This window comes from Psychrobacter sp. Pi2-1 (genome assembly GCF_904846645.1).
In the GTDB taxonomy this organism is placed as follows: Bacteria; Pseudomonadota; Gammaproteobacteria; order Pseudomonadales; family Moraxellaceae; genus Psychrobacter.
In genome coordinates this window covers 124,153-147,314 of the sequence record NZ_CAJHBO010000004.1, presented here as the reverse complement: position 1 = coordinate 147,314, position 23,162 = coordinate 124,153, and the positions used below count along the sequence as shown (strand labels likewise).

At 44.3% G+C, this 23,162-nt stretch carries 19 protein-coding genes and 2 riboswitches; of the genes, 11 read left to right on the top strand and 8 right to left on the bottom strand.

Annotation, left to right across the window (positions count from 1 at the left end):
• Positions 1 to 96: 96 nt before the first annotated feature.
• From sppA to JMX91_RS04220, 3 genes are all read left to right on the top strand, one after another.
• A complete protein-coding gene (gene sppA, locus JMX91_RS04230; protein ID WP_201547820.1) occupies positions 97 to 1,149 on the top strand; it encodes a signal peptide peptidase SppA in 1,053 nt (350 codons plus the stop codon).
• 280 nt (positions 1,150 to 1,429) lie between these two features.
• A complete protein-coding gene (locus JMX91_RS04225) occupies positions 1,430 to 2,320 on the top strand; it encodes an alpha/beta fold hydrolase (protein ID WP_201547818.1) in 891 nt (296 codons plus the stop codon).
• A gap of 68 nt (positions 2,321 to 2,388) precedes the next feature.
• Positions 2,389 to 3,177 carry a CPBP family intramembrane glutamic endopeptidase gene (locus JMX91_RS04220; protein ID WP_227679264.1) on the top strand — a complete coding sequence of 263 codons (789 nt, stop codon included), beginning with the start codon at positions 2,389 to 2,391 and terminating at the stop codon, positions 3,175 to 3,177.
• 81 nt (positions 3,178 to 3,258) lie between these two features.
• Here JMX91_RS04220 and dusA read toward each other — a convergent pair whose 3' ends face one another.
• From dusA to JMX91_RS04205, 3 genes are all read right to left on the bottom strand, one after another.
• Entirely contained in the window at positions 3,259 to 4,242 is a 984-nt protein-coding gene (gene dusA, locus JMX91_RS04215) for a tRNA dihydrouridine(20/20a) synthase DusA (protein WP_201547816.1), read from the bottom strand.
• Between the two features lie 113 nt (positions 4,243 to 4,355).
• Positions 4,356 to 5,660: an MFS transporter gene (locus JMX91_RS04210; protein WP_160021341.1), complete on the bottom strand. Its 1,305-nt coding sequence runs from the start codon at positions 5,658 to 5,660 to the stop codon at positions 4,356 to 4,358.
• A 224-nt stretch (positions 5,661 to 5,884) separates the two neighbouring features.
• A complete protein-coding gene (locus tag JMX91_RS04205; RefSeq protein ID WP_201547814.1) occupies positions 5,885 to 7,519 on the bottom strand; it encodes a phospholipase D family protein in 1,635 nt (544 codons plus the stop codon).
• A 404-nt stretch (positions 7,520 to 7,923) separates the two neighbouring features.
• Between JMX91_RS04205 and JMX91_RS04200 the strand changes: the two genes are divergently transcribed.
• The 4 genes from JMX91_RS04200 to JMX91_RS04185 all read left to right on the top strand — a co-directional run bounded on the left by JMX91_RS04200 (position 7,924) and on the right by JMX91_RS04185 (position 11,824).
• On the top strand, positions 7,924 to 9,216 hold the full coding sequence (locus JMX91_RS04200; RefSeq protein ID WP_201547813.1) for an O-succinylhomoserine sulfhydrylase: 1,293 nt from the start codon (positions 7,924 to 7,926) through the stop codon (positions 9,214 to 9,216).
• Between the two features lie 80 nt (positions 9,217 to 9,296).
• Entirely contained in the window at positions 9,297 to 9,626 is a 330-nt protein-coding gene (locus JMX91_RS04195) for a YbaB/EbfC family nucleoid-associated protein (protein WP_025651278.1), read from the top strand.
• A gap of 128 nt (positions 9,627 to 9,754) precedes the next feature.
• Complete coding sequence (gene recR / locus JMX91_RS04190) at positions 9,755 to 10,348, top strand: recombination mediator RecR (RefSeq protein WP_201547811.1); 594 nt, start codon at positions 9,755 to 9,757, stop codon at positions 10,346 to 10,348.
• A gap of 135 nt (positions 10,349 to 10,483) precedes the next feature.
• The gene (locus JMX91_RS04185) at positions 10,484 to 11,824 is read left to right on the top strand and encodes a ribonuclease D (protein ID WP_227679263.1); all 1,341 of its coding nucleotides are present in this window, start codon (positions 10,484 to 10,486) and stop codon (positions 11,822 to 11,824) included.
• A gap of 110 nt (positions 11,825 to 11,934) precedes the next feature.
• On the opposite strand, the gene JMX91_RS04180 is transcribed toward JMX91_RS04185, so the two are convergent.
• From JMX91_RS04180 to gcvT, 5 genes are all read right to left on the bottom strand, one after another.
• Positions 11,935 to 12,624: an esterase/lipase family protein gene (locus JMX91_RS04180; protein ID WP_201547809.1), complete on the bottom strand. Its 690-nt coding sequence runs from the start codon at positions 12,622 to 12,624 to the stop codon at positions 11,935 to 11,937.
• A gap of 207 nt (positions 12,625 to 12,831) precedes the next feature.
• A complete protein-coding gene (gene gcvP, locus JMX91_RS04175) occupies positions 12,832 to 15,729 on the bottom strand; it encodes an aminomethyl-transferring glycine dehydrogenase (RefSeq protein WP_191113874.1) in 2,898 nt (965 codons plus the stop codon).
• Between the two features lie 64 nt (positions 15,730 to 15,793).
• Entirely contained in the window at positions 15,794 to 16,552 is a 759-nt protein-coding gene (locus tag JMX91_RS04170; protein ID WP_201547807.1) for a nitroreductase family protein, read from the bottom strand.
• 352 nt (positions 16,553 to 16,904) lie between these two features.
• Positions 16,905 to 17,285 (bottom strand): glycine cleavage system protein GcvH, encoded by a 381-nt coding sequence (gene gcvH / locus JMX91_RS04165; RefSeq protein WP_057760766.1) that lies wholly within the window; start codon positions 17,283 to 17,285, stop codon positions 16,905 to 16,907.
• Between the two features lie 117 nt (positions 17,286 to 17,402).
• Entirely contained in the window at positions 17,403 to 18,596 is a 1,194-nt protein-coding gene (gene gcvT, locus JMX91_RS04160) for a glycine cleavage system aminomethyltransferase GcvT (RefSeq protein WP_201547805.1), read from the bottom strand.
• A gap of 168 nt (positions 18,597 to 18,764) precedes the next feature.
• Positions 18,765 to 18,913: riboswitch (glycine riboswitch) on the bottom strand.
• Positions 18,914 to 18,979: 66 nt separating this feature from the next.
• A riboswitch (glycine riboswitch) is annotated at positions 18,980 to 19,119 on the bottom strand.
• Between the two features lie 249 nt (positions 19,120 to 19,368).
• Here gcvT and JMX91_RS04155 point away from each other — a divergent pair.
• From JMX91_RS04155 to JMX91_RS04140, 4 genes are all read left to right on the top strand, one after another.
• Entirely contained in the window at positions 19,369 to 19,689 is a 321-nt protein-coding gene (locus tag JMX91_RS04155) for a YcgL domain-containing protein (protein WP_058025835.1), read from the top strand.
• 277 nt (positions 19,690 to 19,966) lie between these two features.
• Entirely contained in the window at positions 19,967 to 20,599 is a 633-nt protein-coding gene (locus JMX91_RS04150; protein WP_227679262.1) for a hypothetical protein, read from the top strand.
• A gap of 297 nt (positions 20,600 to 20,896) precedes the next feature.
• Positions 20,897 to 21,760 (top strand): AAA family ATPase, encoded by an 864-nt coding sequence (locus JMX91_RS04145; RefSeq protein ID WP_101205695.1) that lies wholly within the window; start codon positions 20,897 to 20,899, stop codon positions 21,758 to 21,760.
• Positions 21,761 to 21,906: 146 nt separating this feature from the next.
• The gene (locus JMX91_RS04140) at positions 21,907 to 23,130 is read left to right on the top strand and encodes a vWA domain-containing protein (protein ID WP_101205694.1); all 1,224 of its coding nucleotides are present in this window, start codon (positions 21,907 to 21,909) and stop codon (positions 23,128 to 23,130) included.
• The last annotated feature ends 32 nt before the right edge of the window (positions 23,131 to 23,162 follow it).

Genomic DNA, 23,162 nt, shown 5'->3' with positions numbered 1-23,162 from the left:
ACTGTGAGACAGTATCAGGTATATACCACCGTTCTAGCTGTATTTCTCGACAACCTCATTTTATTGTTTTAGATTGTTTCTAACTTAGGAAGTTATATGCCCAACTGGCCACCAGACCCTAACAAACGTCCTGATAACTCGGCAAATCAGCCAACGCAACTGCAGCAACCAAGCCCGCCAAGTGGACAAGAATGGAAGGTGCTGGAAAACACGTTATTAGCGAGTGTGGTTGAGCAGCGCCGCGCTCGTCGCTGGAGTATCTTTTTTAAACTACTGACCTTTGGTTATATCCTATTGATATTTTTGACCCTTGGTCGTGGTTGTAGCAGTGCACCAACAGGTATGGACGCAGTCGATACTAGCGATCCACATTTGGCAGTGGTTGAGCTGCAAGGTGTCATCAGTAATGACGATGTGGCTAATGCGTATGATGTTAATGAAGCCTTGAGAGACGCTTTTGCAAACAGTAACTCAAAAGCAGTGGCATTGGATATCAACTCACCTGGCGGTTCACCGGTACAGTCTGATGAGATTTGGCAGACCATGATGGACTTACGCCAAGAATACCCAGACAAAAAGCTTTATGCGGTGATTGGTGATATCGGTGCGTCAGGTGCTTATTATATTGCGTCTGCCGCAGATGAGATTTATGTCAATCCGTCAAGTTTGGTCGGTTCTATCGGTGTCATTATGCCAAGCTATAACGTTAAAGGTTTGATGGACAAAGTTGGCGTAGAAGATCGTACGATTACGGCTGGTGAGTATAAAGATATCTTAAGCTTATCTCGTCCGTTGACTGATTATGAAGAAAACCATGTCGAAAAAGTACTAGCAAATACGCACAAGCATTTCATCAACGCTGTCAAAGAAGGGCGCGGTGACCGCCTGAAGAATCCTGAACAAAACAAACTGTTCTCAGGGCTATTCTGGACAGGTGAGCAGTCTATTGAGCTAGGTTTGGCAGACAAAACAGGTAGTATCACGAGTCTAAGTAAGCAACTAGACCTTGATACGATCATTAGCTATAGCCCAACTGATCCGTTCCAAATGTTTATGGATCGTTTTGCAGTGAAATTAGGTGCAGGTATTGGCTCTAGCGTTAGTCTTGATGTATTGCCACAAGAAAGCAACACTGGGCAGATGCGTTAAGCGTTTTATGTTTTAGATATAATGTGTATGATTGTTAAGGCTGAGCATATAATTGTGCTCAGCCTTAATTGTATGCAATACCAAATAAAAAACCTTAGCCCAAGTGATAGCCTGATTGAATTAGCTATACAACTATAACCATCAAACATAGTCGTCAAACTTGCCATATAAACATGGTTGGTTTTGAAGAAGTTATTTTTAATGCTATTGGTTTTAATAATGGTACCAGGTTCAATCATTAAAATAATATATAACATAAACGATCCCACGAGAGTCTGTCATGAGTGATGAAATAAATTTGCAGTCCTTTGCTAAACTGCCTGTCTCTAAAATAACCAATAAACCTGTGCTGCATTTTGCCCATGCTAATGGAATGCCAAGTGCGGTATATGAGCCGTTCTTTGAAGGCCTATCAGAGTTCTTTACGGTTGAATATATTGCGATGTTGGGTGATACGCCTGATTATCCAGTGGACGATCATTGGCGCAGTTTGACGCAGCAAATTATTGATAGCGTAAACAGAGCCTGCGAAAAGCATGGCGTTGCACAGGTAGTAGGAGTAGGGCATTCGCTTGGGGCTATGTGTACGTTGCAGGCCACGTATCGTCAGCCTGAACTGTTTGCACAAGCGGTGCTTATGGATCCGCCTTGGATTTATGGCAAAGTCAGTTTGTTATGGCATTTGGCAAAGACAGCAGACAGATTACCGCTCATGAATAACCGTCTGATGGACAAACTGTCACCAGCTGGCGTATCCAAACATCGCCGTGATGTGTGGGATAGCCGAGATGAAGCATATGATAAAATGCGACATAAAGGGTTTTTTAAGAATTTCGATGAGCGCAGCTTTCAAGGATATATCGATCATGGCTTGCATGAGCGCGCGGATGGCAAAGTGACATTGGCCATCCCTAAAGCCAGCGAAGTCGCTGTGTTCCGTACCAATCCATCTTGGTATTGGCTGGCACCGAATCGTGGTCCTAAAGTGCCTGTGACTTTAATCATTGGTCAAGACAGTATATTTTTGAAACGTCGCTTTCCGCAGCAGATAAAATCGCGCTTGGGCATTCCTTATGAGACTCACGAAGGAGGGCATATGTTCCCACTTGAGCATCCAGAATCTGTCTCAACGCAGGTGTTAGGATTGATTAAGCAGCAATTGTCAAAATAAATGCAACATATTATCAGTCATGCTTGTAATGGATATGAGCTGCCAGAGTATTTTTAAGTGACATTTTTATGCCAAAGAATCTAACTGCTCCATCTAGTACGATTGCCTCACCTAAGTCTCTGCCGCTATTTTCGCGCGTGGGTACATTCGTGCTAACAGTAGGAATGGTGCTTGCTTTTTTTATCAGTCAGTTGGTAGGTGTCTATATCGCTGGCAAGCTGGTATTACCTGCCGATGAAAGGACATCGGTAGGGCGTATATTCTATTTTGGTAGTAATGATGGAACGGTCGTGAGCCTGTCTATACTTATCGGCTGTATATTGCTAGTGGCAATTAGCGTGCTTATCATTCGTTTAAAAGGTGGCAGCCTGCGTCAATATTTAGCACTAAAGCCGTTCTCACTGTCGGTGGGTATAGGAATGCTTGGGCTGCTACTGATATTTATGATTGCCAGTCAGGCACTAACGTATGTACTCGATATGACGCCGTTGGTGTTTGTTGATCCACTCTATCAGTCTGTCATTTCGGTTTGGCTGTTGGTGTTTGCCATGGTGATCGTCGCACCAATTTATGAAGAGGTTATCTTTCGTGGTATATTGTGGTCAGCCATCGAAGAACAGTTTACGGCATCATCATATTCAGCGAATCATGGGGCGATTGTCGCCAGCATTGTGACAAGTTTGATATTCGCTGTGATCCATGTGCAGTATGGTATATACGAGATTAGTACTATCGTAGTGTTGGCATTGATATTTTGCTATGCACGGATTAAGTCGGGCTCGCTACTACTGCCAATCGTACTGCACATTGTCAATAATGGTGCAGCGATGTGGCAGTATATTGCGCAAGCGGCGTAGATGAAATACTAGCCTCAATGATTGCTACTATATAAATTATATCGAAATAGTTAGATATAAAAATTTGGCTACGCGTTAGGATTATGCATCAGGATTTAATAGTAGTACTTCATCGGCAGCTCGCTTAATATCATCAATCGTCAGCTGAGGTTTACCGCTCAATGCTTGACGCCATTTACGCGCGCCCATCAGACCTTGGAAGAGTCCTAAATAATGCCGTGTCATTGTTGGCAACGCTTCGCCTTTTGCGAGTTGTTCTTCGAGATATGGATAAAGCTGCGCTAAAATCTCTGAGCGCTTAGGTATTGTCTCGGACGCTGCCTCGTTCCATAAGCTATTGGCCTCTGCTAATAGATACGGGTTATGATAAAACGCCCGACCAATCATCACGCCATCGATATGCTGTAGATGCGTTCTAATGTCCTCAATTGTATCGATACCACCATTGATTTCAATATCCAGCTCAGGAAAATCCTGCTTCAGACGGTACACATCATCGTAACGTAGCGGTGGTATCTCGCGGTTTTGCTTAGGGCTGAGCCCCTGCAACCATGCTGTACGCGCATGTACGATAAATCGAGTACAACCTGCCGCTGCAACTGTCTGTACAAAGTCCACCATAAACTCATAACTATCAAAGTCATCGATGCCAATACGATGTTTGACCGTCACAGGAATATCGACTGCGGCTTGCATATGCTTGACCAAATCAGCAACCGTCTTAGGCTCGGCCATCAGACAAGCACCTATCTTATTGTGCTGTACGCGATCTGAGGGACAACCGACGTTGATATTGACTTCATCATAGCCATACTGCTGAGCAAACTCAGCACACTGCGTCATCTCATCGATGTCTGCACCGCCAAGCTGTAATACAAGCGGATGCTCGAGCGTATCAAAACGTAGATGCCGTGCTCGGTTACCATGTATCAATGCACCAGTACTGATCATCTCGGTATATAGATACGTATGCGGGTTGAACAGTCGTGCAAAGTAGCGATAATCTGTTGTTGTCCAGTCGATCATAGGAGCTACTGAGAGGCGTTTGTTGGTCATATCAACCATGATTATTGAGCCTTAATATTTGTGTCTTAAATAAATGGAGAAGGTGCAATGGATGAGACATCCCATTGCACCTTAGTTTTAAGCTTTGTTCAAATCAGTGACTGATCCATTATTTATAAAATAACATGATCAATTTTTTTGAATTCGGGCAAATTATAGAAGTAAAGCCCCATAATAATACCGATAGAGCCCACAAAGGCAATATATAGCGCTGGTGAGAAGCTGATAAGCGTCGTGGCGTAACCAAGACCAAAGGGGATCAGTACACCAACGATACCGTAGGTAATATTATAACAAAAAGCGATACCTGTGAGACGTACATTGGTCGGAAATAGCTGCACTAAAATGGCAGGGACCATGCCCACGATACCGGCACAGAATCCCAAAAGTGCATACATAATCAATATATAATCGCCACCCGCCTGCAAATGATAAAAGAACGCCAACGTTTGAGCGATAAGTAGAACAGAACCAATGACCAAAATTTTACCAAAGTTCTCATGGGTCGAGATCATGCCATAAAAGACACAGCCAAGAATCATAAATACGATGCCCAAACTGTGAGAGAAGCTAAACAAATCACTGTCTAAAGTAAAGTTGATTTCTATTAAATCTGGCAGTAGTAGGACAATGACGGAGGTGATGTTAGATATCACTAGAGTCAGTACCATACTGACAAAGATAGAATGCTTGCAGCGCTTGAATAACACCGTAAATGGTCTACCCAAATTCTTACCAGTTTTTGGCTTATCTAACGCCAAGAAAAATGGGGTCTCTTTAACCAGTCGCCATACCAACAATGGTAGACAGGTTAGTAAGGCACCAACAAAAAACGGCAAACGCCAGCCATAGTCAGTCAACTGTACGGTGGTCATAAAACCAGTCAGCCACAGAAAAAACGCATTAGAGAAGAGTACCCCTACCAAAAAGCTAGCGGTAATGTAGCTACAAGCCACTGACAAATACTGCCTAGGCACATGCTCCGCCACAAACACCCAAGATAACGGTACGTAAAGACCAAATGCCATACCTTGTATGATTCTCAGCAGTATGAATAACGCAGGTGCAAGCGCGCCCCACTGCGCATAAGTAGGCAGACAGGCCATCGCAAGCAAGCTACCTGCCGTGACGATTATGCTCAGAAAAAGGGTCGGTTTTCGACCTTTGAGATCACCATAACGCCCGAACAGAATACCCCCAAGCGGACGAGCTAAGTAACCAATGACAAAAAGCCCCAGTCCTTGTAGTTTGGCGACATTGGGGTCAGTATCAACAGGAAAAAACGCAGCGGTCACGATATCTGCAATGTATAAGTAAATCAAAAAGTCAAAAAAGACGATCGCACTGATGAAGCTTACGAACATAACGGTATTTTTGTCTTTTGTAGACATCAAGGCGTATTGAGAACGAGACGGCATAATAGATCACGCTTCCACAGGGTAAAGTGGCCATTAAGACGATCATCGTTTAGATAATCGGCCATGATAAAAACCGGCAAATCAAAGTATATAAACAATGATTTGCCGAAACAGTAATTTTGTGTGTGTTGTAATAAGAACTTTGATTACAGGATCTGGCTTTTACCAGAAGCGAAACTGCACATCCTGTAATTTTAGGGACTATTTAGAAAAGAATTTACATATTACAGCAGCCAATCGATGGGTAGCCAAGACATGATAGTAAGCCAAATATGATCACCCATATCAACTCGTGGCTCTGATTCGTAAACGACCTCTTTGCCATCTTCCATGGTGTGCCACTCCAAGCTACCGTTGTCTAGCAGCTTAACTTCATAAGCTTGGTTTAGTAAATCATCACTCAGCGCCCCATGCAGCTGCCTTGCTAGTTCATCATCATTAATGATTACACCCATTTCGGTATTGATATTGGCAGAGCGTGGGTCAACGTTGTATGAACCGATAAAGACTTGATAATCATCTACTGCGAATGTTTTTGCGTGCAAACTGGTCGATGATTGACTACGTGCTCGCCACAGTTTGTTATCACGTTTTTCTTCAGCAGCGGTTGATTTAAGCTCATATATTTTGACGCCTGAACGAAGCAGGCGAGGTCGCCACTGGCTATAACCAGAATGCACGGCAGTTACATCGGTCGCATCAAATGAGTTGGTTAATATTTTGATATCAACGCCAGATTCGGCGAGCTTCACCAAAGTATCGACCCCATCTTTGGTCGGTACAAAATAAGAAGAAATAATCGTCAACTTCTTGGTTGGGCTACCGAGCAAGTTACGCAACTGATGAACCAAGTTGGTATCGGCAGGAACTGTTTTGCTTAGTTTGCCCACATCATCACTTAAGAACTGCATGTCGGTCCAACGAAAAGGCACACGCTTATTAATCAAGTCACTATCAATCGTAGAGTCTTTGATCGCAGCTTTATAAACCGTCAAGCTGCTGCCTTCGTTGTTTTCTTCATCCAGACCGAGCTTATCTAAGGCCTTTAAAAAATCAGGCGTGACGTCATCATCAAATTTCGCTAAGGTCTCGATATCAAATGATAAAGGCGATGACCAATAGTCATAAAAGCTGTTATCAATATCTGCGACGACTTTACCGATAAGTAAGACATCCAAATCTGCAAATTGGCTGCTTTGATCATTACTAAGGTATTCGTTGCCGATATTACGCCCGCCGATGATAGTAATTTGCTTATCAAAGGTCATGCTCTTATTGTGCATGCGGCGATTGATACGTGGCAAACCAGTCACATAGTTCAATGTTGGAAACTTACGATGCATCAAAGGATTGATGATACGTACCGCAATGTTAGGATGACTGGCAAAGCGTAATAAATGCTGATCGAACTTGGCACTGTTATTAAAATCATCTAACAATAAGCGCACGATCACGCCGCGCTCAGCCGCGTCCCATAAGTCTTTTAGTAGAAGCTGGCCAGCCTGATCGTTATGCCAAATATAGTACTGTGCATCAATATTGCGCGTGGCCATATCTGTCAAGATGCTACGTGCCGCAAAAGCATTCGCTCCGGTCACGATTGGGTGATAACCAGACAAATCAGGATGGATGTCGTTCTGCGCACTAATGGCCGAGACCAAGTCAGTGCTGCTGGTCTTAATCGTCTCACCTTGCGTCGTTTGCTCGTCTGAATATAGCGCCTCTACGCGTGTTGATAGTGCTTGGCTTTCCGGTAAATGTGGTTGCTTGGGCAAACTCTGGCAAGCACTAAGCCCTAAAGTCAGTCCTAGGGTTAGGCTCAACGATAAGCTGCTTGGTTCTATACTGAACATCGACATAACGAATTTACCTTAATGAGCCTAAATGTACTGATAAATAATGATTCAGAGTGCTTAAACCACTCTTTTTAGACGAATTACCAGACTGTTGTTGTATTATGTGTGGCAAAATCTAAATCGTCGCTAAGCTTAGCAGCTGTTAGCATATCTGCCTATTATAAATACGTTATTTTTGTTAGGTTTGACGATTGATTTTATCGTGATTTACTGTCGGTTGAATCTGCATAATGGCTGTCATATTGAACATCCAGTTATCTTAATAGGCAAAATTAATAATTAGATATTATCTGAAACCAGATGTGTGGAATAAATCGGCATGTTATGATAACGCTGATGAATTTGCTTGATAATCAAAAAAATAAGCAGTCCTTTTATACCAACCAAAACAAAGCAACGGAACGTCTATGAGTCAGTCGCAAACGAAAGATGAGAATAATTTGAACCAAAAAAACTCAAACGATGGGTTAGATCCAAACTGGCGTAACGATGCCTTAGATTTAGGATTAGATTACGGTATGCAGACGATTGCCGTGCGAGCAGGTCAGCACCGTACCGACGAGGGCGAGCATTCAGAGCCGATCTTTACCACCAGCTCTTATGTTTATCAATCAGCAGCTGATGCCGCCGCCCATTTCGATGGTACAAAGACAGGGAATGTCTACTCGCGTCATACCAACCCAAGTGTCCGTACTTTTGAGCGTCGTCTCGCCGCGCTAGAAAACGGTGAGCGTGCGGTTGCAACGGCCTCTGGTATGGGTGCGATTTTGACCATGTGTTTGGCGTATCTAAAAGCGGGCGACCATCTGCTCGCTGCCAATCAGTTATTCGGCTCGTCTATCGGTCTGTTTAACAACTATATGGCCAAATTTGGCGTTGAAGTCAGCTATGTGGACTGTTTTGACAATGAGGCATGGGCCAACGCCGTTCAACCAAATACCAAAGTGATTTATTGCGAAAGCCCAAGCAATCCATTGGCGCAAATTTGCGATATTGGTTATTTGAGCGAGCTGTGCAAAGCCAATGACATACTACTGGTCGTTGACAACTGCTTTGCCACGCCAGCATTGCAGCGCCCATTAGATTTGGGTGCCGATGTGGTGATTCACTCTGCGACCAAATATTTGGATGGTCAGGGTCGCGTATTAGGCGGTGCATTGGTCGGTAGTGACAAATTGATGCAAGAAGCGTTTACGGTAGTACGCTCAGGCGGTATCAGCATGAGTCCGTTCAATGCTTGGGTGTTTACTAAAGGGCTTGAAACGCTCAAAATCCGTATGCAAGCGCATTGCCAAAATGCCAATCAAGTCGCAGAATTTTTAGTTAATCATCCTAACGTTAGTACGGTGCATTTCTCCGGCCTGAGCGACCATTCTGCACATGAGCTCGCCACTCGCCAACATCATATGAAAGATGGCTACGGTGCTATCATGGGTTTTGAAGTCAAGGCATCTGATAGTCGCGATACAAAAGAAGCGGCTTGGCATGTGATTGACTCGACTCAAATGGTCTCTATCACCAATAACTTGGGCGATGCCAAAACCACGATTACCCATCCTGCGACCACCACGCACTTCCGCCTCACCCCTGAGGCTCGTGCCGAAGCAGGTGTCAAAGACGGTCTGATTCGTCTATCAGTCGGTTTGGAAGATGTCGAAGATATTATCAAAGATTTGGCGCGTGGTTTAGACAGTTTGTAAAGATAGCGGTATAATGCCGTCAGTATTTTATTTTAAACTTTAAATGATCCCATGTATTATTATAAGACAAAGAGGCAACTATGAACATTCAAGCATTGATGCAACAAGCACAAACGATGCAAAAGAAAGTAGAAGCAAACGTTGAAAACGCTAAAAAAGAGCTCGCGAATAAAGAAGTACAAGCAGAAGCGGGCAGCGGTCTGGTTAAAGTCACCATGACTGGTCGTCATGTGGTCAAGCGTCTGACTATTGATCCAAGTCTGCTAGAAGATGAGCCAGATATGATCGAAGATCTTATCGCTGCGGCTATCAACGATGCGGTGCGTCAAGCGGATGAGCTATACGAAGAAACCATGGCTGGCGCGACCTCAGGTATGGGTCTGCCACCAGGTATGCAAGGCATGTTCTAAGCATTAAATACTTTAGACTGAACACAAAAATGGGGTTGTTATCGACACGATACGACCCCATTTTTATAGCTACGGTTTTTTAAATTAAGTTAAATTAAGTTAAATAAAGTCAACTAAAGGAAGCTACTTTGCTTACAGCCAAATTTGATCAGCTGGTCAAACAGCTGCGTATATTGCCGGGTGTGGGTCAAAAAAGTGCCCAACGAATGGCATTACATCTGCTTAGTAAAAAACGCCCGCAAGGCATGGCGCTTGCCCAAGCACTAGACGAAGCCATGCGCGATATCGTTGAATGTCAGCGCTGTCATAGCTTTAGTGATGAGACTATATGTCCGCTTTGCCAAGATGTTAGACGTGATGACAGTCTGCTATGCGTGGTCGAAACGGCAGCAGATGTGATGGCGATTGAACAGACAGCTGGTTACCGTGGTCGTTATTTTGTGTTGGGCGGGCATCTATCGCCAATTGATGGTGTCAGCGCCGACGACTTAAATATTGATCAGCTCGTATGGCGAGTGAAGCAAGAACCTGTCGAAGAGCTGATACTAGCAACAGGTACGACGGTTGAGGGTCAGACTACGGCGCACTTTATTAGTGAGGCTGTCAGTCGTCATGTCAATAAAGTGACGCGCTTAGCACAAGGCGTCCCGATGGGCGGCGAGCTTGAGTATCTGGATAGTATGACGCTTGGTCAAGCCATGCAAAATCGTTCTTTTTTATAATGTTTTGATTGCTTAAAAGTCTTACCCAATTCATTTCTTGGAATTGCTATAATTACTTTATTATTGTTTATCTTTTAATTCTATTAAGGCGCGGTTTAGCGTTTTATTTTCTCCTATTAATGCAGGTATCTGCCCGTGTCCAATAACGTTTCAAACGCCTCAGCTCAATCAAATACTTCTGATATCAATGATGGCTCATTACAAGAAGCCGCTAATACTGAGCCAATGTCAGCAGCCACTTCATCTGAGTCAGTGTCTAATACTCCAGATGCTGAGGTGCTAGATATTGATTCACTATTGGATATTGCTGATGACGTTGCTATTACATGGGTACGTAAGCAAGGCGATTTAGATGAGGTTATTGATGCCTTAGCGACTTGTGGACGCGTAGCCTTAGATACTGAGTTTATTAAGCGTGACACTTATTACCCGCGCTTGGCACTCGTGCAGCTGAATACTGGTAATCATGTTTATCTACTGGATGCACCCCAGTTGCAACTGGCTCAGCTGTGGGAAGCGCTACGCAAAGTAGATGTGGCTATCTGGCATGCCTGCGGCGAAGATTTGGGTATTTTTTATCTATTGTCTGGCTGTCCACCGTTGACCAATATTTTTGATACGCAAATAGCGTTGTCTTATCTGACGGGTCAATTGCAAATGGGGTATCAGCAGGCACTGGCTGATCAGCTAGATATGCATATCGATAAAGAACATAGTCAGTCTGATTGGCTACAGCGCCCGTTGACAGATGAGCAAGAGCAGTATGCCATCGATGATGTGCGTTATCTGCCAGCGTTGTATCTCAGTATCGAGCATGCGCTTAAGTCGCAAGGCTTATATGATTATGTCTGGGCTGACTGTCAGCTCTATGCTAGTGATTTGTATGACTCGCAGCACGTCGAAGATGAAGCGATGTATCTAACGATGGCAGATTACCGCTATAACTCACAGCAAATGGCGATACTCAAAGGTGTGGCTACGTGGCGAGAAGAGCTAGCACGTGCGACCAATCAACCGCGTACCTTTGTCATAAAAAAACAAGCAGTGCGTGAGATAGTCACTGAAAAGCCAAACAGTATGCGCGAGCTGGCACACAAAACAACCATGCACCGTAGTATGCTGCGACTATATGGCGAAGAGCTGCTGAAAGTAATTAGAGATGCCAAGAGTCTACCCCCTACAGAGCATCCAGACTGTCTAGTGCCACCATATCGCTCAAAAAATAAAGTACTCTCAAAAGCAGTGCAGCAAGCGATTGATGAGCATGCGCGCGAAATCGGTATACCTGCTAGCGTATTGATGCGTAAAAAATGGCTAGGACAATTATATGAAGTGGTTGCTCTTGATAAAGACATGAGCGAACTGCCACAAGGGCTAAAAGGCTGGCGTAACGACTGGGTTATTAAAACCTTAATTCCAGTCATTAGAAAGCATAAAACTGAACTGCAGCAGGGCATGGGTATTCGTGTTCAATAAGGAGTCGTTCAACCAAGCAGCGTTCGATAAGGCACCGTTTAACAAAAAATCGTTCGATAAGACTGAAAACTGACACTCAAGTATTCATACAGCTCTTATTCATACAGCTCTTAGCGTTTAAATCGTCCATGCTCTAAAAAGTATCGAGTCTGCTCGGCGACCTCCGGGTTCACTAGCATGCCAGTATGTGAGACTGGCATAATGATATGATCAGCTGCAGCCTTTATCTTCGTCTCTTCTATATATACTGTCCCGTCATGTGCAAGTTGCTCGTTAAGAGGTGGCTTATCAGATTTGCGCAGTTTGCGATTATGATATTGCAAAAACAGCTGACCTAGACCATAAGGGCGGTTGCCAGCGATAACGCCTAGCGTTACATGTTTGGGCAATGGTACGACTGTGCCGTCGAGGGCGTCGACATATGAGCGACCTACGACAGCAGGAGTCAGTCGCCAGATATAATCTGCACACACACTGCCTATATGCGGTGTTCCTAGAGTCACGCAACGTCCAATTTGCCATTTTGGGTACTGAGCGACAAAATCACGAATGATCAAACCACCCAAACTATGCCCAACCAAATCTATTGGATGATCTGGGTGATGGTTTGTTTCTAGCCAGCTATTTAGGCGGGCGCTATTGGTTTTGATACCATCACGCATACTACGGTAGCCATACTGATGGGTATCAAATCCTGCTGTTTGCAGGCGCTTGGCTAATGGCCGCATGATCCATGGGGTTTGATGTAGCCCGTGGATTAGAATGACGCGAGTTTTGTGTTTAGGCGCTTTATGTCGCATAGCAGTATCCAAGTCAATGCTTCAGAAATTTAAGATAAATAGCTTATTATCAATATAAGCTTTTATTACATTGAGTTCTTATCGTTTATTTTATTGATAATATTACCTGCTAATATAATAGATAAAAAATCAGCAAAATAAAAACCTCCAAGTCAGCTGCTGACTTGGAGGTTTTTTACTACAGAGAATAACTATCGAAAATGATAATTACATATAGTTTTCGATACTTGGGCAAGAGCACATTAGGTTCTTATCACCATACGCATCATCGACACGCGCGACACTTGGCCAGAACTTGTTGGCACGAATATACGGCAGTGGGAATGCAGCAGTCTCACGGCTGTAAGGATGCGTCCACTCTTCGCTAGTAATCATAGCTGCGGTATGCGGTGCATTAACCAATGGGTTATCTTCTAGCGTCCAGTTATCTTCACCAGCTTTGGCCTTCATGGCTTCAGCTTTGATAGATTTTAACGCACTGATAAAGCGATCCAACTCTTCTTTTGACTCAGACTCTGTTGGCTCAATCATAAGCGTGCCAGCGACTGGGAAGCTCATCGTTGGTGAATGGAAACCATAATCCATCAAGCGCTTAGCGATATCGCTTTCTGTGATGCCAGTTTCTTCTTTTAACGGACGAATATCAATGATACATTCGTGAGCTACGCGGCCGTTTTTGCCTGCATACAGGACAGGGTAGTGACCTTTTAATTCAGCAGCGACGTAGTTGGCGTTAAGTAATGCCAACTCCGTTGCTTTTAATAGACCATCGCGGCCCATCATAGCAATATACATCCATGATATAGGTAAGATGCTTGCTGAACCATAAGGTGCTGCTGATACGGCTGAGCAGTCTTTTTGTGCATTGTGCACAGGGCTCAAGGTATGGTTGGCCATAAATGTTGCCAAATGCGCCTTCATACCGATAGGGCCCATGCCTGGACCGCCGCCGCCATGCGGGATACAGAAGGTTTTGTGCAGGTTCATGTGTAGTACATCAGCACCAACGTCTGCAGGCTGCATCATGCCTACCTGAGCATTCATGTTCGCGCCGTCCATATAGACCTGACCACCATGCTTGTGAGTCAAATCACAGATATGACGGATGCCTTCTTCGAACACACCATGCGTCGATGGATAAGTGATCATTAGCGCACCTAGGCGATCGCTATATTCTTCACATTTGGCCGTTAGATCATCAATATCAACGTTGCCGTTTTCATCAGTTTTGACCACGACCACTTGCATACCCATCATCATGGCAGTAGCAGGGTTGGTACCGTGCGCTGACATCGGAATCAAGCAAACATCACGATTGGTTTCGCCCAATGACTCATGATAACGGCGAATCGCTAACAGACCAGCATATTCACCAGAGGCACCAGAGTTTGGCTGCATAGAGACATCATCAAAACCAGTAATGGCTTTTAATTGATCTTGCAAACTATCGATCATCGCAATATAGCCAGTGACTTGGTCACGCGGTGCAAAAGGATGCACGTTGGCAAACTCAGGCCACGTAATCGGTAGCATCTCACTGGTGGCGTTTAGCTTCATGGTACAGCTACCCAGCGAAATCATGCTGCGGTTCATCGCCAAATCTTTGTCCTCAAGCGACTTTAGGTAGCGTAGCATTTCATGCTCGGTATGATGCGAGTTGAATACTGGATGAGTCAAGATATCATCCGTACGCAGGTGTGCGCTATCTAGAGAGACGCGAGCTGTTTCAGGTAGATCGTGTGACTTGTTGACGAATAGCTGAGTCAAGGTGTTGAAGTCTTGCTGATCGCTGGTTTCACTAAAGGCAACGCTCAATTTGGTGTCGCTTAGACGCCATAAGTTATAGCCAACGTTGTCTGCATTTTTGAAAATTTGAGTAGCAAGCTTCTCTGAACCACAATCAACCACGACTGTATCGAAGAATTGATCATGTACCACGCTCAAGCTGCTGTCGTTAGATTCTGTGATAGCATCAGCAAACGCAGTGGCAAACGCATGAATACGAGTAGCAATACGTTTCACACCGCCTGGACCATGATATACCGCATACATACCAGCGAGGTTAGCTAGTAATACTTGTGAGGTACAGATGTTTGAGTTGGCTTTTTCGCGGCGGATATGCTGCTCACGCGTTTGTAGAGCCATACGTAGTGCTGTATTGCCTTGTGCGTCTTTTGATACGCCAATGATACGACCAGGCGCTGAACGCTTGGCTTTGTCAGAGAACGCAAAGTAAGCGGCATGCGGACCACCAAAGCCCATTGGAATACCAAAACGCTGAGTACTACCTAGCGCTACGTCGGCACCCATATCGGCTGGTGATTTCAATAGTACCAAGCTCATGATGTCACTGACGACACTGACGTAAGTCTTGTTTTCTTTTACTGCACTGATGACGTCTGTTAGGTCTTTAACGTCACCTTCAGCACCGACATATTGGAATAGCGCACCGAAATAGTCGCCAGATTTAGCCGTTTCAAAATCACCAACGACCACTTCCCAACCGAAGTATTTCGCACGAGTATTGATAACATCTAGCGTCTGTGGATAGACACGCTCATCGACGAAATACTGCGTTGATTTGCTTTTGCTCACACGCTTTGACATGGCCATTGCTTCTGCCGCTGCTGTTGCTTCATCAAGCAATGATGCACCAGCTAACTCAAGACCAGTTAGATCAATGCATACTTGTTGGAAGTTAAGCAGTGCTTCTAGACGACCTTGAGCGATTTCCGCTTGATAAGGCGTATAAGCGGTATACCAGCCTGGATTTTCGAGCACATTGCGCTGAATGACCGCAGGCATACGAACCGGAGAGTAGCCTTGACCGATATAGCTTTTGTTAACAGTGATGTCGTCTGCCATCGTGCGTAGTTTGGCAAGTGCAGCGTGCTCACTCATCGCTACTGGCAAATCCAACTCTTTGTGCAAACGTACTGGCTCAGGCACAGTGTCATTGATAAAGCTTTGCATATCTTTATAACCAACAGCGCTAAGTAGGTCAGCTTGCTTGGTCTCGTTCGAACCTAAGTGGCGATAGACAAATTCAGCTTCGTTGAACAATCCTTGAAAGGTATCAAACGATGGGTTTTGAGAGATAGTCATGACAATCCTTGGTTAAGGGAGTAATAAACAAAATAGCAATTAAGGGAATAGTGTGAGCGGTACGTTATACGTAATGCACAAACTGTTTTTGATCAAAACGGAACTGGGTGTTGTAAACGCCATTGTCAGCACGTTCACCTGCGCCAATCATCATAATGATATGCTGATCGTCGCCTAAGCCTAGCAGGCGTTTCATAGCAGGCTCATCGAAGCCGCCCATAGCACAGCTATCAAACCCATGAGCGCGTAATGCTAGCATGAGGTTTTCGGCGGCAAGTGCGGTATTATTGGTTGCCCAGTTTTTGGTATCTTCAAACGTATAATAAGGCGATTTGATTGGGCCCTTTACGCGTCTGACCACTTGCGTTGCGCCCCATTTCGCAGCTGAAACCACGTTGGCCGGGCCGCGCAAAAAGTCCATCGTGACAACTTTGTTGTAGTAGTCTTTCACTTTCTTAGGCACTGGCTGATCAGGGTATTCGCGCAATACTTGCTGAGCGTGATCATGCCAAACGTCAGTACGAGCAACGATGGCAATCAAACGGGCTGATGTTTTTGCTGCATTTTGATTCATACAGTTTTTGACAGCACGTTTGCGATTGTCAGCATCATCGATAACATAAAATTCCCACGGCTGTAGGTTGCTAGAGTTTGGTGCTAGCATGGCCAAACGCAGACAGTCTGCCAATACGTCATCAGGGATAGGTGTGTCAGTAAAACGGCGCACGGAACGGCGTGACTCTACGATATCACGGAAGGCTTGTAGCTGCGGCGTATGGTTTGGTGTAGCAATGGGGTCTTTATTATCGGTGTTGGCATTCATATTAGGATCCATGCTGAGAATTGGGTTATCAGTTTGCGTCGTTATTGATAGCACGTATTCATTGGGATTCGAATAGGTGATCAATACGAGTCAATGAGATAACGCTTGGTAGCAATAACATCGGACGATAATGATTGTTGGAGATCTACATATAAAGCTACTTTCAAATAACAAGCATGGTCAATGAGCCAATACTTTTCATGAGAAAGGTTTTTAAATCGTTTAAATAGAGAGTATAGATACCAGCTGTTGCCAGTATCTATGATGTTTAGTCGGGGCTAGTGCTTTGTATAAGCTAAAGTTTTACAAATGCTAATGCCTTGTGAGAGCATGCTTAGCTTACGTGCTTAGCTTATAAGTCGCTTTCGTACTCATCAGCAGTCATTAGTGCTTCGTAGTCAGCAATGTTGTCAGGCTTCATTCTGAAGAACCAACCTTCGCCGTATGGGTCAGAGTTGATGATTTCAGGATCATCTTCTAGTGCTTCGTTAATAGCGATCACTTCACCTGAAATAGGTGCATAAACGTCAGAAGCCGCTTTTACTGATTCAACAACTGAGATTTCGTCATCGACAGCGATGATATCGCCCACATCTGGTAGCTCAACGAATACCACATCACCCAATAGATCTTGAGCATGGTCAGTGATACCAACAGTGATCGTACCGTCGTCTTCTAGGCGTAGCCACTCGTGACTCGCAATATATTTTAGCTCTGCTGGGATGTTGCTCATGATCTCTCTCCTAAGTGATAGAGGTTAATTAACAAAAATAATGGAGGCTAGGCGTGTCGTCACTTTTATAATCGTATGTAAAATGACAACGCGCTCTAATGATAGAATTTATAAGACCTAAGAGTCAAACTGTTGCTTGCCGTTACGGACAAAAGGTAGCTTTAGTACGCGTACATCGACGAATTTACCTTTGCCGCGTAGATCGACTTGTACGCTGTCATCTTCTGATAAGCTGGCAGGCACACGAGCAATCGCGATTGAATTTTTTAGGCTAGGGGAGAATGTACCACTGGTGATAATGCCAGTTTGCTCATTGCCAGTGCCTTGATTGATAGTCACTGTCATGCCTTCACGCAATACGCCACGCGTGGTCAATAGCAGACCCACTTGCTTCATAGCGGTGTTGTCTTCTTTTGACTGCTTACGTTTGCTGACCAATGCTTCACGGCCAACAAAGGCGCGGTCGTCTTTGAGCGCTAGCGTCCAGCCCATGTTGCACTCATAAGGACTGATGGTTTCGTCCATGTCATGGCCATAGAGGTTCATGCCCGCTTCCATACGCAAGGTATCACGTGCGCCAAGACCGGCAGGTTTGATGCCATTTGCTTTTAGCTGCTTAAAAAAAGCAGGGGCATCATCGGCATGCATAATGACTTCGACGCCATCTTCACCGGTATAGCCAGTACGAGCTACAAACCAATCGGTGCCTTCGATATCGGTCAAGTCAGCACCAACGAAAGGTTTTAGCCCTGCTAAGGTATCTGCCCAACTTGGTTTGGCTTGAGCCAGTTTTGTAATAGCATTTGGACCTTGCACGGCGAGCATGGCAAGCTCAGGACGCTCGGTAATCTCAATATTGAAACCTTCAGCGACTTTATTAAACTGTGCTAAGTCTTTGTCACGAGTGGCTGCGTTAGAGACGATACGGTACTCAGTTTCTTCTGCATTCATCAGGTAGACAATTAAATCATCGATGACGCCGCCTTGCTCATTGAGCATACCAGAGTACAGCGCTTTACCAGCGGTAGTGAGTTTGTTGACATCGTTTGCGAGCAGTTTTTGTAGCCATGCTTTGGTATCAGCGCCTTTGATATCAGTCACAACCATATGTGAGACATCAAACATACCGGCATCTGTACGTACCGCTTCGTGCTCTTCGATTTGTGAACCGTAATGAATTGGCAATTCCCAACCAGAAAAATCGACCAGTTTGCCCTCACTATCAATATGAGACTGGTAAAAAGGGGTGCGCTGAGGAGCTTGGCTTTGAGCGTTTTGAGAAGTGATGTCTTGAAAATGGGTATCAGTCATAACAAATCCTTATGTGTACATCAGTCGTACTCGGCAGAGTAGGGAGTGATGCGCAACGTAAAAGTAGCGAGAAGCAATATTGCAAGGCGCAAATATCACATCAAAGGGTGACACAGAAAGCAAAGATGAAGACATAAGCCAAACAGACGCTATACGTCAGTTTGAGCTAAAGCCCTATCTGTCCTGTGACCTGAGATTTTCAACACGAACCATCATTTTTGGGCAGTTATATGAGCCCTATCATTGATGATAGCGTATTTTCTCCCCTTCGGTGGGTAAGACGTCGTCCGTTCTTACCACTCTCCAGATTTGTTATGCCTTATGTTTGATAAGGTAGTGCGCTATGAGCGTCATACTACTAAATATTATCAAACAACAGTGACATGCGTTTTTCAGTCCTTTTACCTGAGCGATTGGCAGGGTGGATGCGCCTTCGGTGGTTATCTAGCAATTGCGATAGTTGTATAACCAATAGGGTTCAATACAAAAACGATGCTGATAAACTCTCTCCTGAAAAACGCTTTTATTATGAAAGGTTCAAAGCGCTTTTACAAGCCATCAAAGCCATTAAAATAAATAAATTTGGCAAAAATCATGTTTTGATAGGGCAGTCTGTCAAACAGGTTGTGTTTTACAACGATATTTTTATTGCTCATATCAGCGTTTTATCTGTGTATTTTGACAAAAATTACGATAGCAACACGCAAAGCGACTACTGGTGTTTGCCTGAAATATGCTAACCTACGACCATAGTTTCTGATAGGTGGTTTTTATGCATTGCGATATTTATAAATTTCCCAAACATGACGACATGTATGTATATATTGCGCGTCCTGAATATCCTGATGATACCGATGAGATCAAAGATTGGCTTGGCGTACTGCCAAAAGACTTTCGTGCAGGGTTGGGCCGTAGCAAGTTTGTCATGCACCTAGATCTGGCGGCGACGCCCACTCTGGCGCGTGTTGATAAAGAAGAAGTACTGGCAAAGCTAGCGTCCCAAGGTTATTTTGTGCAGATGCCACCACAAGATGTCATGCGCCGCCAAGCAGAGCTACGCGCTCGTGAAGCGCAAGACAATATCTACGACTAGATACATTTTACCACTAGATAACATTGACGATTGGTACGCTTATTGGTAAGACGGTTGTGGCAAGGTGATTGAGAGAATGGTCTTTACAATGCTATGGACAAAACACTCATGACACATTTGGTCACATGCATTTGGGTAGAAAGTCGTGATAAACTGACACCCCATGACATCCACATAAAAAAATACAGATAGAAACGCACATTGATGTGTGCATCGATTATGTATTTGATCTTATTTTGGTACGACAGAACGCACCATACACTGCTAGGCACATAACGTGTCAACGGTGATAAACGCAGGTAATGAAACACGCATGGACTGGTTAAAAAACATCTTACATAGCTTACCATTAGAATCTATCAGTGACATTCTCGGTGAGATTGCCATTTGGTGGGGTCAAATGGTAAAAAACGTACCGCCCGCCGATTTGCCGATGTATGCTTATCTTGGCGGTGCTGTTTTGGTACTAGTGCTATGGATACTCGTTGCTCGTGTACTGCCAAAACCATTGGGCGGTATGAGTTGGATGGTTCTGTTTGCAGTATTACTAGCACCAGGCACAGCGCTTGGCGATCCGAGCGAGCTTGCACCAGCCAGTATCAGCGTCGTCTATGCTGTGATGATGAAAGATTACGCAGGCGCGGTTGCCAATATGCTGCCGATATTAGTGATACTGGTCGCAGGGTTGTTTGTTGGTTTTGTATGGCAGCTGATACGCAGCGCATTTGCATCAAGTTTGGACAAAGCCCGTAGCCGCAGCGCAGAAGATACACAGGCAACGTTACAAATGACCACAGGCAGCTATTTGCCAGAAGGCGCTACCGTAACCGACCAGCCTGACACTAATGTAAGCTTAAAAAAAGACAGTACATTGGCTAAAAGAACAGATAGCGATACGTCTGATAAGTGATAAAATAGGCTAGGCATTAAGATAGTACTATTGTTTTAGAATTTATTTGATACCAGAAAAAGAGACACCGCTGCGTGTCTTTTTTTGTGCCAGATTGTTTAGTAGTCAAATAAATAATTGCTCACTATGAACTGCACATAACAATTGTTAATAAATGCGAACGCATGAGTATTTTGGCAATGCATCAGGCTGTGCTAATCTAATTTATTCTTTACTAATTTATCCTTTATTAGTCATTCATGTTTTAGACCTATCCATTTATAACAACTTATCTATAACAACAATCGAGATCTGATTATGACCACAGCTGACAATACTAAGAAAAACTTTACTGGTACCAGTAGTTATATTGCTACCGACGATTTGCAACTGGCCGTAAATGCCGCCATGACCTTACAAAAGCCATTGCTGATCAAAGGTGAGCCTGGCACAGGTAAGACGTTGCTTGCCGAAGAAGTTGCTGAGAGTTTGGGTATGCCACTGATTACTTGGCATGTCAAATCGACGACTAAAGCGGAGCAAGGACTGTATGAGTATGATGCGGTATCACGCCTGCGGGATTCACAGTTGGGTGATGATAAGGTCTATGATATTGCCAACTATATTAAGCCGGGCAAGCTGTGGGACGCTTTTACCAGTACAGAGCGTAGCGTACTGCTAATTGATGAGATTGATAAAGCCGATATCGAGTTCCCAAATGACTTGCTACATGAGCTTGATAAGATGTCTTTTTATGTTTATGAGACGGGTGAGACTATTACAGCGGCGCAGCGTCCAGTAGTTATTATTACTTCAAACAATGAAAAAGAGCTACCAGATGCATTTTTGCGTCGTTGTTTCTTCCACTATATTGACTTCCCAGAAGAAGAAACCATGCGCCAAATCATCGAAGTGCATTTTCCAGATATTCAAGAAAAACTGGTCAATGATGCATTGGATATCTTTTATAAACTGCGTGGTATTCAAGGTCTTAAAAAGCCGCCATCAACGTCTGAGTTGGTCGACTGGTTAACCTTGTTACTTGCTGATGATATGGCTCAGGACGAGCTAGAAGAAAATCTGCGCGGCGAGAAATCTATTCCACCTCTATATGGTGCGTTGCTCAAAAACGAAGCAGATGTGAGTTTATTACAGCGTTTTGCCAATATGATGCGTCGTTAATGTTTGCCGCTTGCGTTAGCTTTAACCTTTTATATCCAATATCTGATGTAAAAGTCAACGCAAGCGCTCAACCTGTGACTGTACCAATCAATGATATCAGCAATATCACCAGATAATAATATCAGCCAATAAGTGATACGACTCTTATGTTTATCAAACTATTCTATACCTTGCGTACTTACGGCGTGCCAGTCAGTACGCGCGAGCTGCTCGATCTCAATGCCGCGTTAGATAAAGGGCTGATGATGCAGTCGCATCCTGAAGATCCAGCACTGACTACTTTTGCTAGCCGCGAAGATATGTATCGGCTGATTCGACTGTGCATGGTCAAAGACGAGCGCCATTTTGATAAGTTCGATCGGGCCATGGCGGATTATTTTGAAGGTGTTGATAGCCTCGATATGGATGAGCTATTAGCCAAGCTGACAGATGTGCCCAAAGAGTGGCTGGATCTAAAGCTCGATCCAAAGAATCTAACCGAAGAGCAAAGACGCCTACTGAAAAAGTACGGCTCGCTTGAAGAGCTGATGAAGGCGTTAGAGGAACGGTTAAAAGAGCAAAAAGAGCGTCATCAAGGTGGTAGTAAATGGGTAGGCACAGGCGGCACTTCACCATTTGGTGCTTATGGTGACCATCCAGAAGGCGTGCGTGTTGGCGGTGAGTCGCGCAAACGTAGCGCAGCAAAAGTCTGGGAGCAGCGTAAATATCGCAATCTCGATGATGATAATCAGCTCGGTACTCGCCAAATTCAGATGGCGCTACGCAATCTGCGCCAGTTTGCGCGGACAGGCAGTGCTGACGAGCTAGATATTCATGAGACGATTAAGCGTACGGCAAAAAAGGGGGTGCTCGATATACATATGCAGGCAGAGCGCCGTAACCGTGTCAAAGTGTTGATGTTGTTTGATGTGGGCGGCAGTATGGATATCCATGTCGAAGCGCTCGAAAAACTGTTTTCTGCGGCAAAAAATGAATTTAAAACCTTAGAGTTCTTTTATTTTCATAACTGTTTGTATGACTATGTGTGGAAGGACAATAATCGTCGTCATAGTGCGCCGATGCCAACGTTTGAGCTACTCAATAAATATGGCCGTGAGTATCGTGTCATCTTCGTCGGTGATGCATCGATGTCACCTTATGAACTGATGACAGTAGGCGGCAGCGTAGAGTATATGAATAATGAAGCGGGCATCGTATGGTTGAAACGCGTACTGGAGCATTTTGATAAAGTAACTTGGCTCAACCCTGAAAACCCGTCGTATTGGCAATATACGCAAACTATCGTTGAAATTAAAAAGCTATTCGAAAATAAAATGTACCCGATGACGCTACATGGCGTTGAAGAAATGACTCAATATATGGCCCGGTAATTTTAATATTCAATCTAACTCCTAAAACCTGT

Excerpts from the sequence above, each read along its gene's own strand:
- sppA (WP_201547820.1), top strand. The coding sequence starts at position 97 with ATGCCCAACTGGCCACCAGACCCTAACAAACGTCCTGATAACTCGGCA.
- JMX91_RS04170 (WP_201547807.1), bottom strand. The coding sequence starts at position 16,552 with ATGAATGCCAACACCGATAATAAAGACCCCATTGCTACACCAAACCAT.
- JMX91_RS04210 (WP_160021341.1), bottom strand. The coding sequence starts at position 5,660 with ATGCCGTCTCGTTCTCAATACGCCTTGATGTCTACAAAAGACAAAAAT.
- JMX91_RS04200 (WP_201547813.1), top strand. The coding sequence starts at position 7,924 with ATGAGTCAGTCGCAAACGAAAGATGAGAATAATTTGAACCAAAAAAAC.
- dusA (WP_201547816.1), bottom strand. The coding sequence starts at position 4,242 with ATGGTTGATATGACCAACAAACGCCTCTCAGTAGCTCCTATGATCGAC.
- JMX91_RS04225 (WP_201547818.1), top strand. The coding sequence starts at position 1,430 with ATGAGTGATGAAATAAATTTGCAGTCCTTTGCTAAACTGCCTGTCTCT.
- gcvH (WP_057760766.1), bottom strand. The coding sequence starts at position 17,285 with ATGAGCAACATCCCAGCAGAGCTAAAATATATTGCGAGTCACGAGTGG.
- gcvP (WP_191113874.1), bottom strand. The coding sequence starts at position 15,729 with ATGACTATCTCTCAAAACCCATCGTTTGATACCTTTCAAGGATTGTTC.
- JMX91_RS04145 (WP_101205695.1), top strand. The coding sequence starts at position 20,897 with ATGACCACAGCTGACAATACTAAGAAAAACTTTACTGGTACCAGTAGT.
- JMX91_RS04140 (WP_101205694.1), top strand. The coding sequence starts at position 21,907 with ATGTTTATCAAACTATTCTATACCTTGCGTACTTACGGCGTGCCAGTC.
- JMX91_RS04180 (WP_201547809.1), bottom strand. The coding sequence starts at position 12,624 with ATGCGACATAAAGCGCCTAAACACAAAACTCGCGTCATTCTAATCCAC.
- JMX91_RS04220 (WP_227679264.1), top strand. The coding sequence starts at position 2,389 with ATGCCAAAGAATCTAACTGCTCCATCTAGTACGATTGCCTCACCTAAG.
- JMX91_RS04205 (WP_201547814.1), bottom strand. The coding sequence starts at position 7,519 with ATGTCGATGTTCAGTATAGAACCAAGCAGCTTATCGTTGAGCCTAACC.
- JMX91_RS04195 (WP_025651278.1), top strand. The coding sequence starts at position 9,297 with ATGAACATTCAAGCATTGATGCAACAAGCACAAACGATGCAAAAGAAA.
- JMX91_RS04155 (WP_058025835.1), top strand. The coding sequence starts at position 19,369 with ATGCATTGCGATATTTATAAATTTCCCAAACATGACGACATGTATGTA.
- gcvT (WP_201547805.1), bottom strand. The coding sequence starts at position 18,596 with ATGACTGATACCCATTTTCAAGACATCACTTCTCAAAACGCTCAAAGC.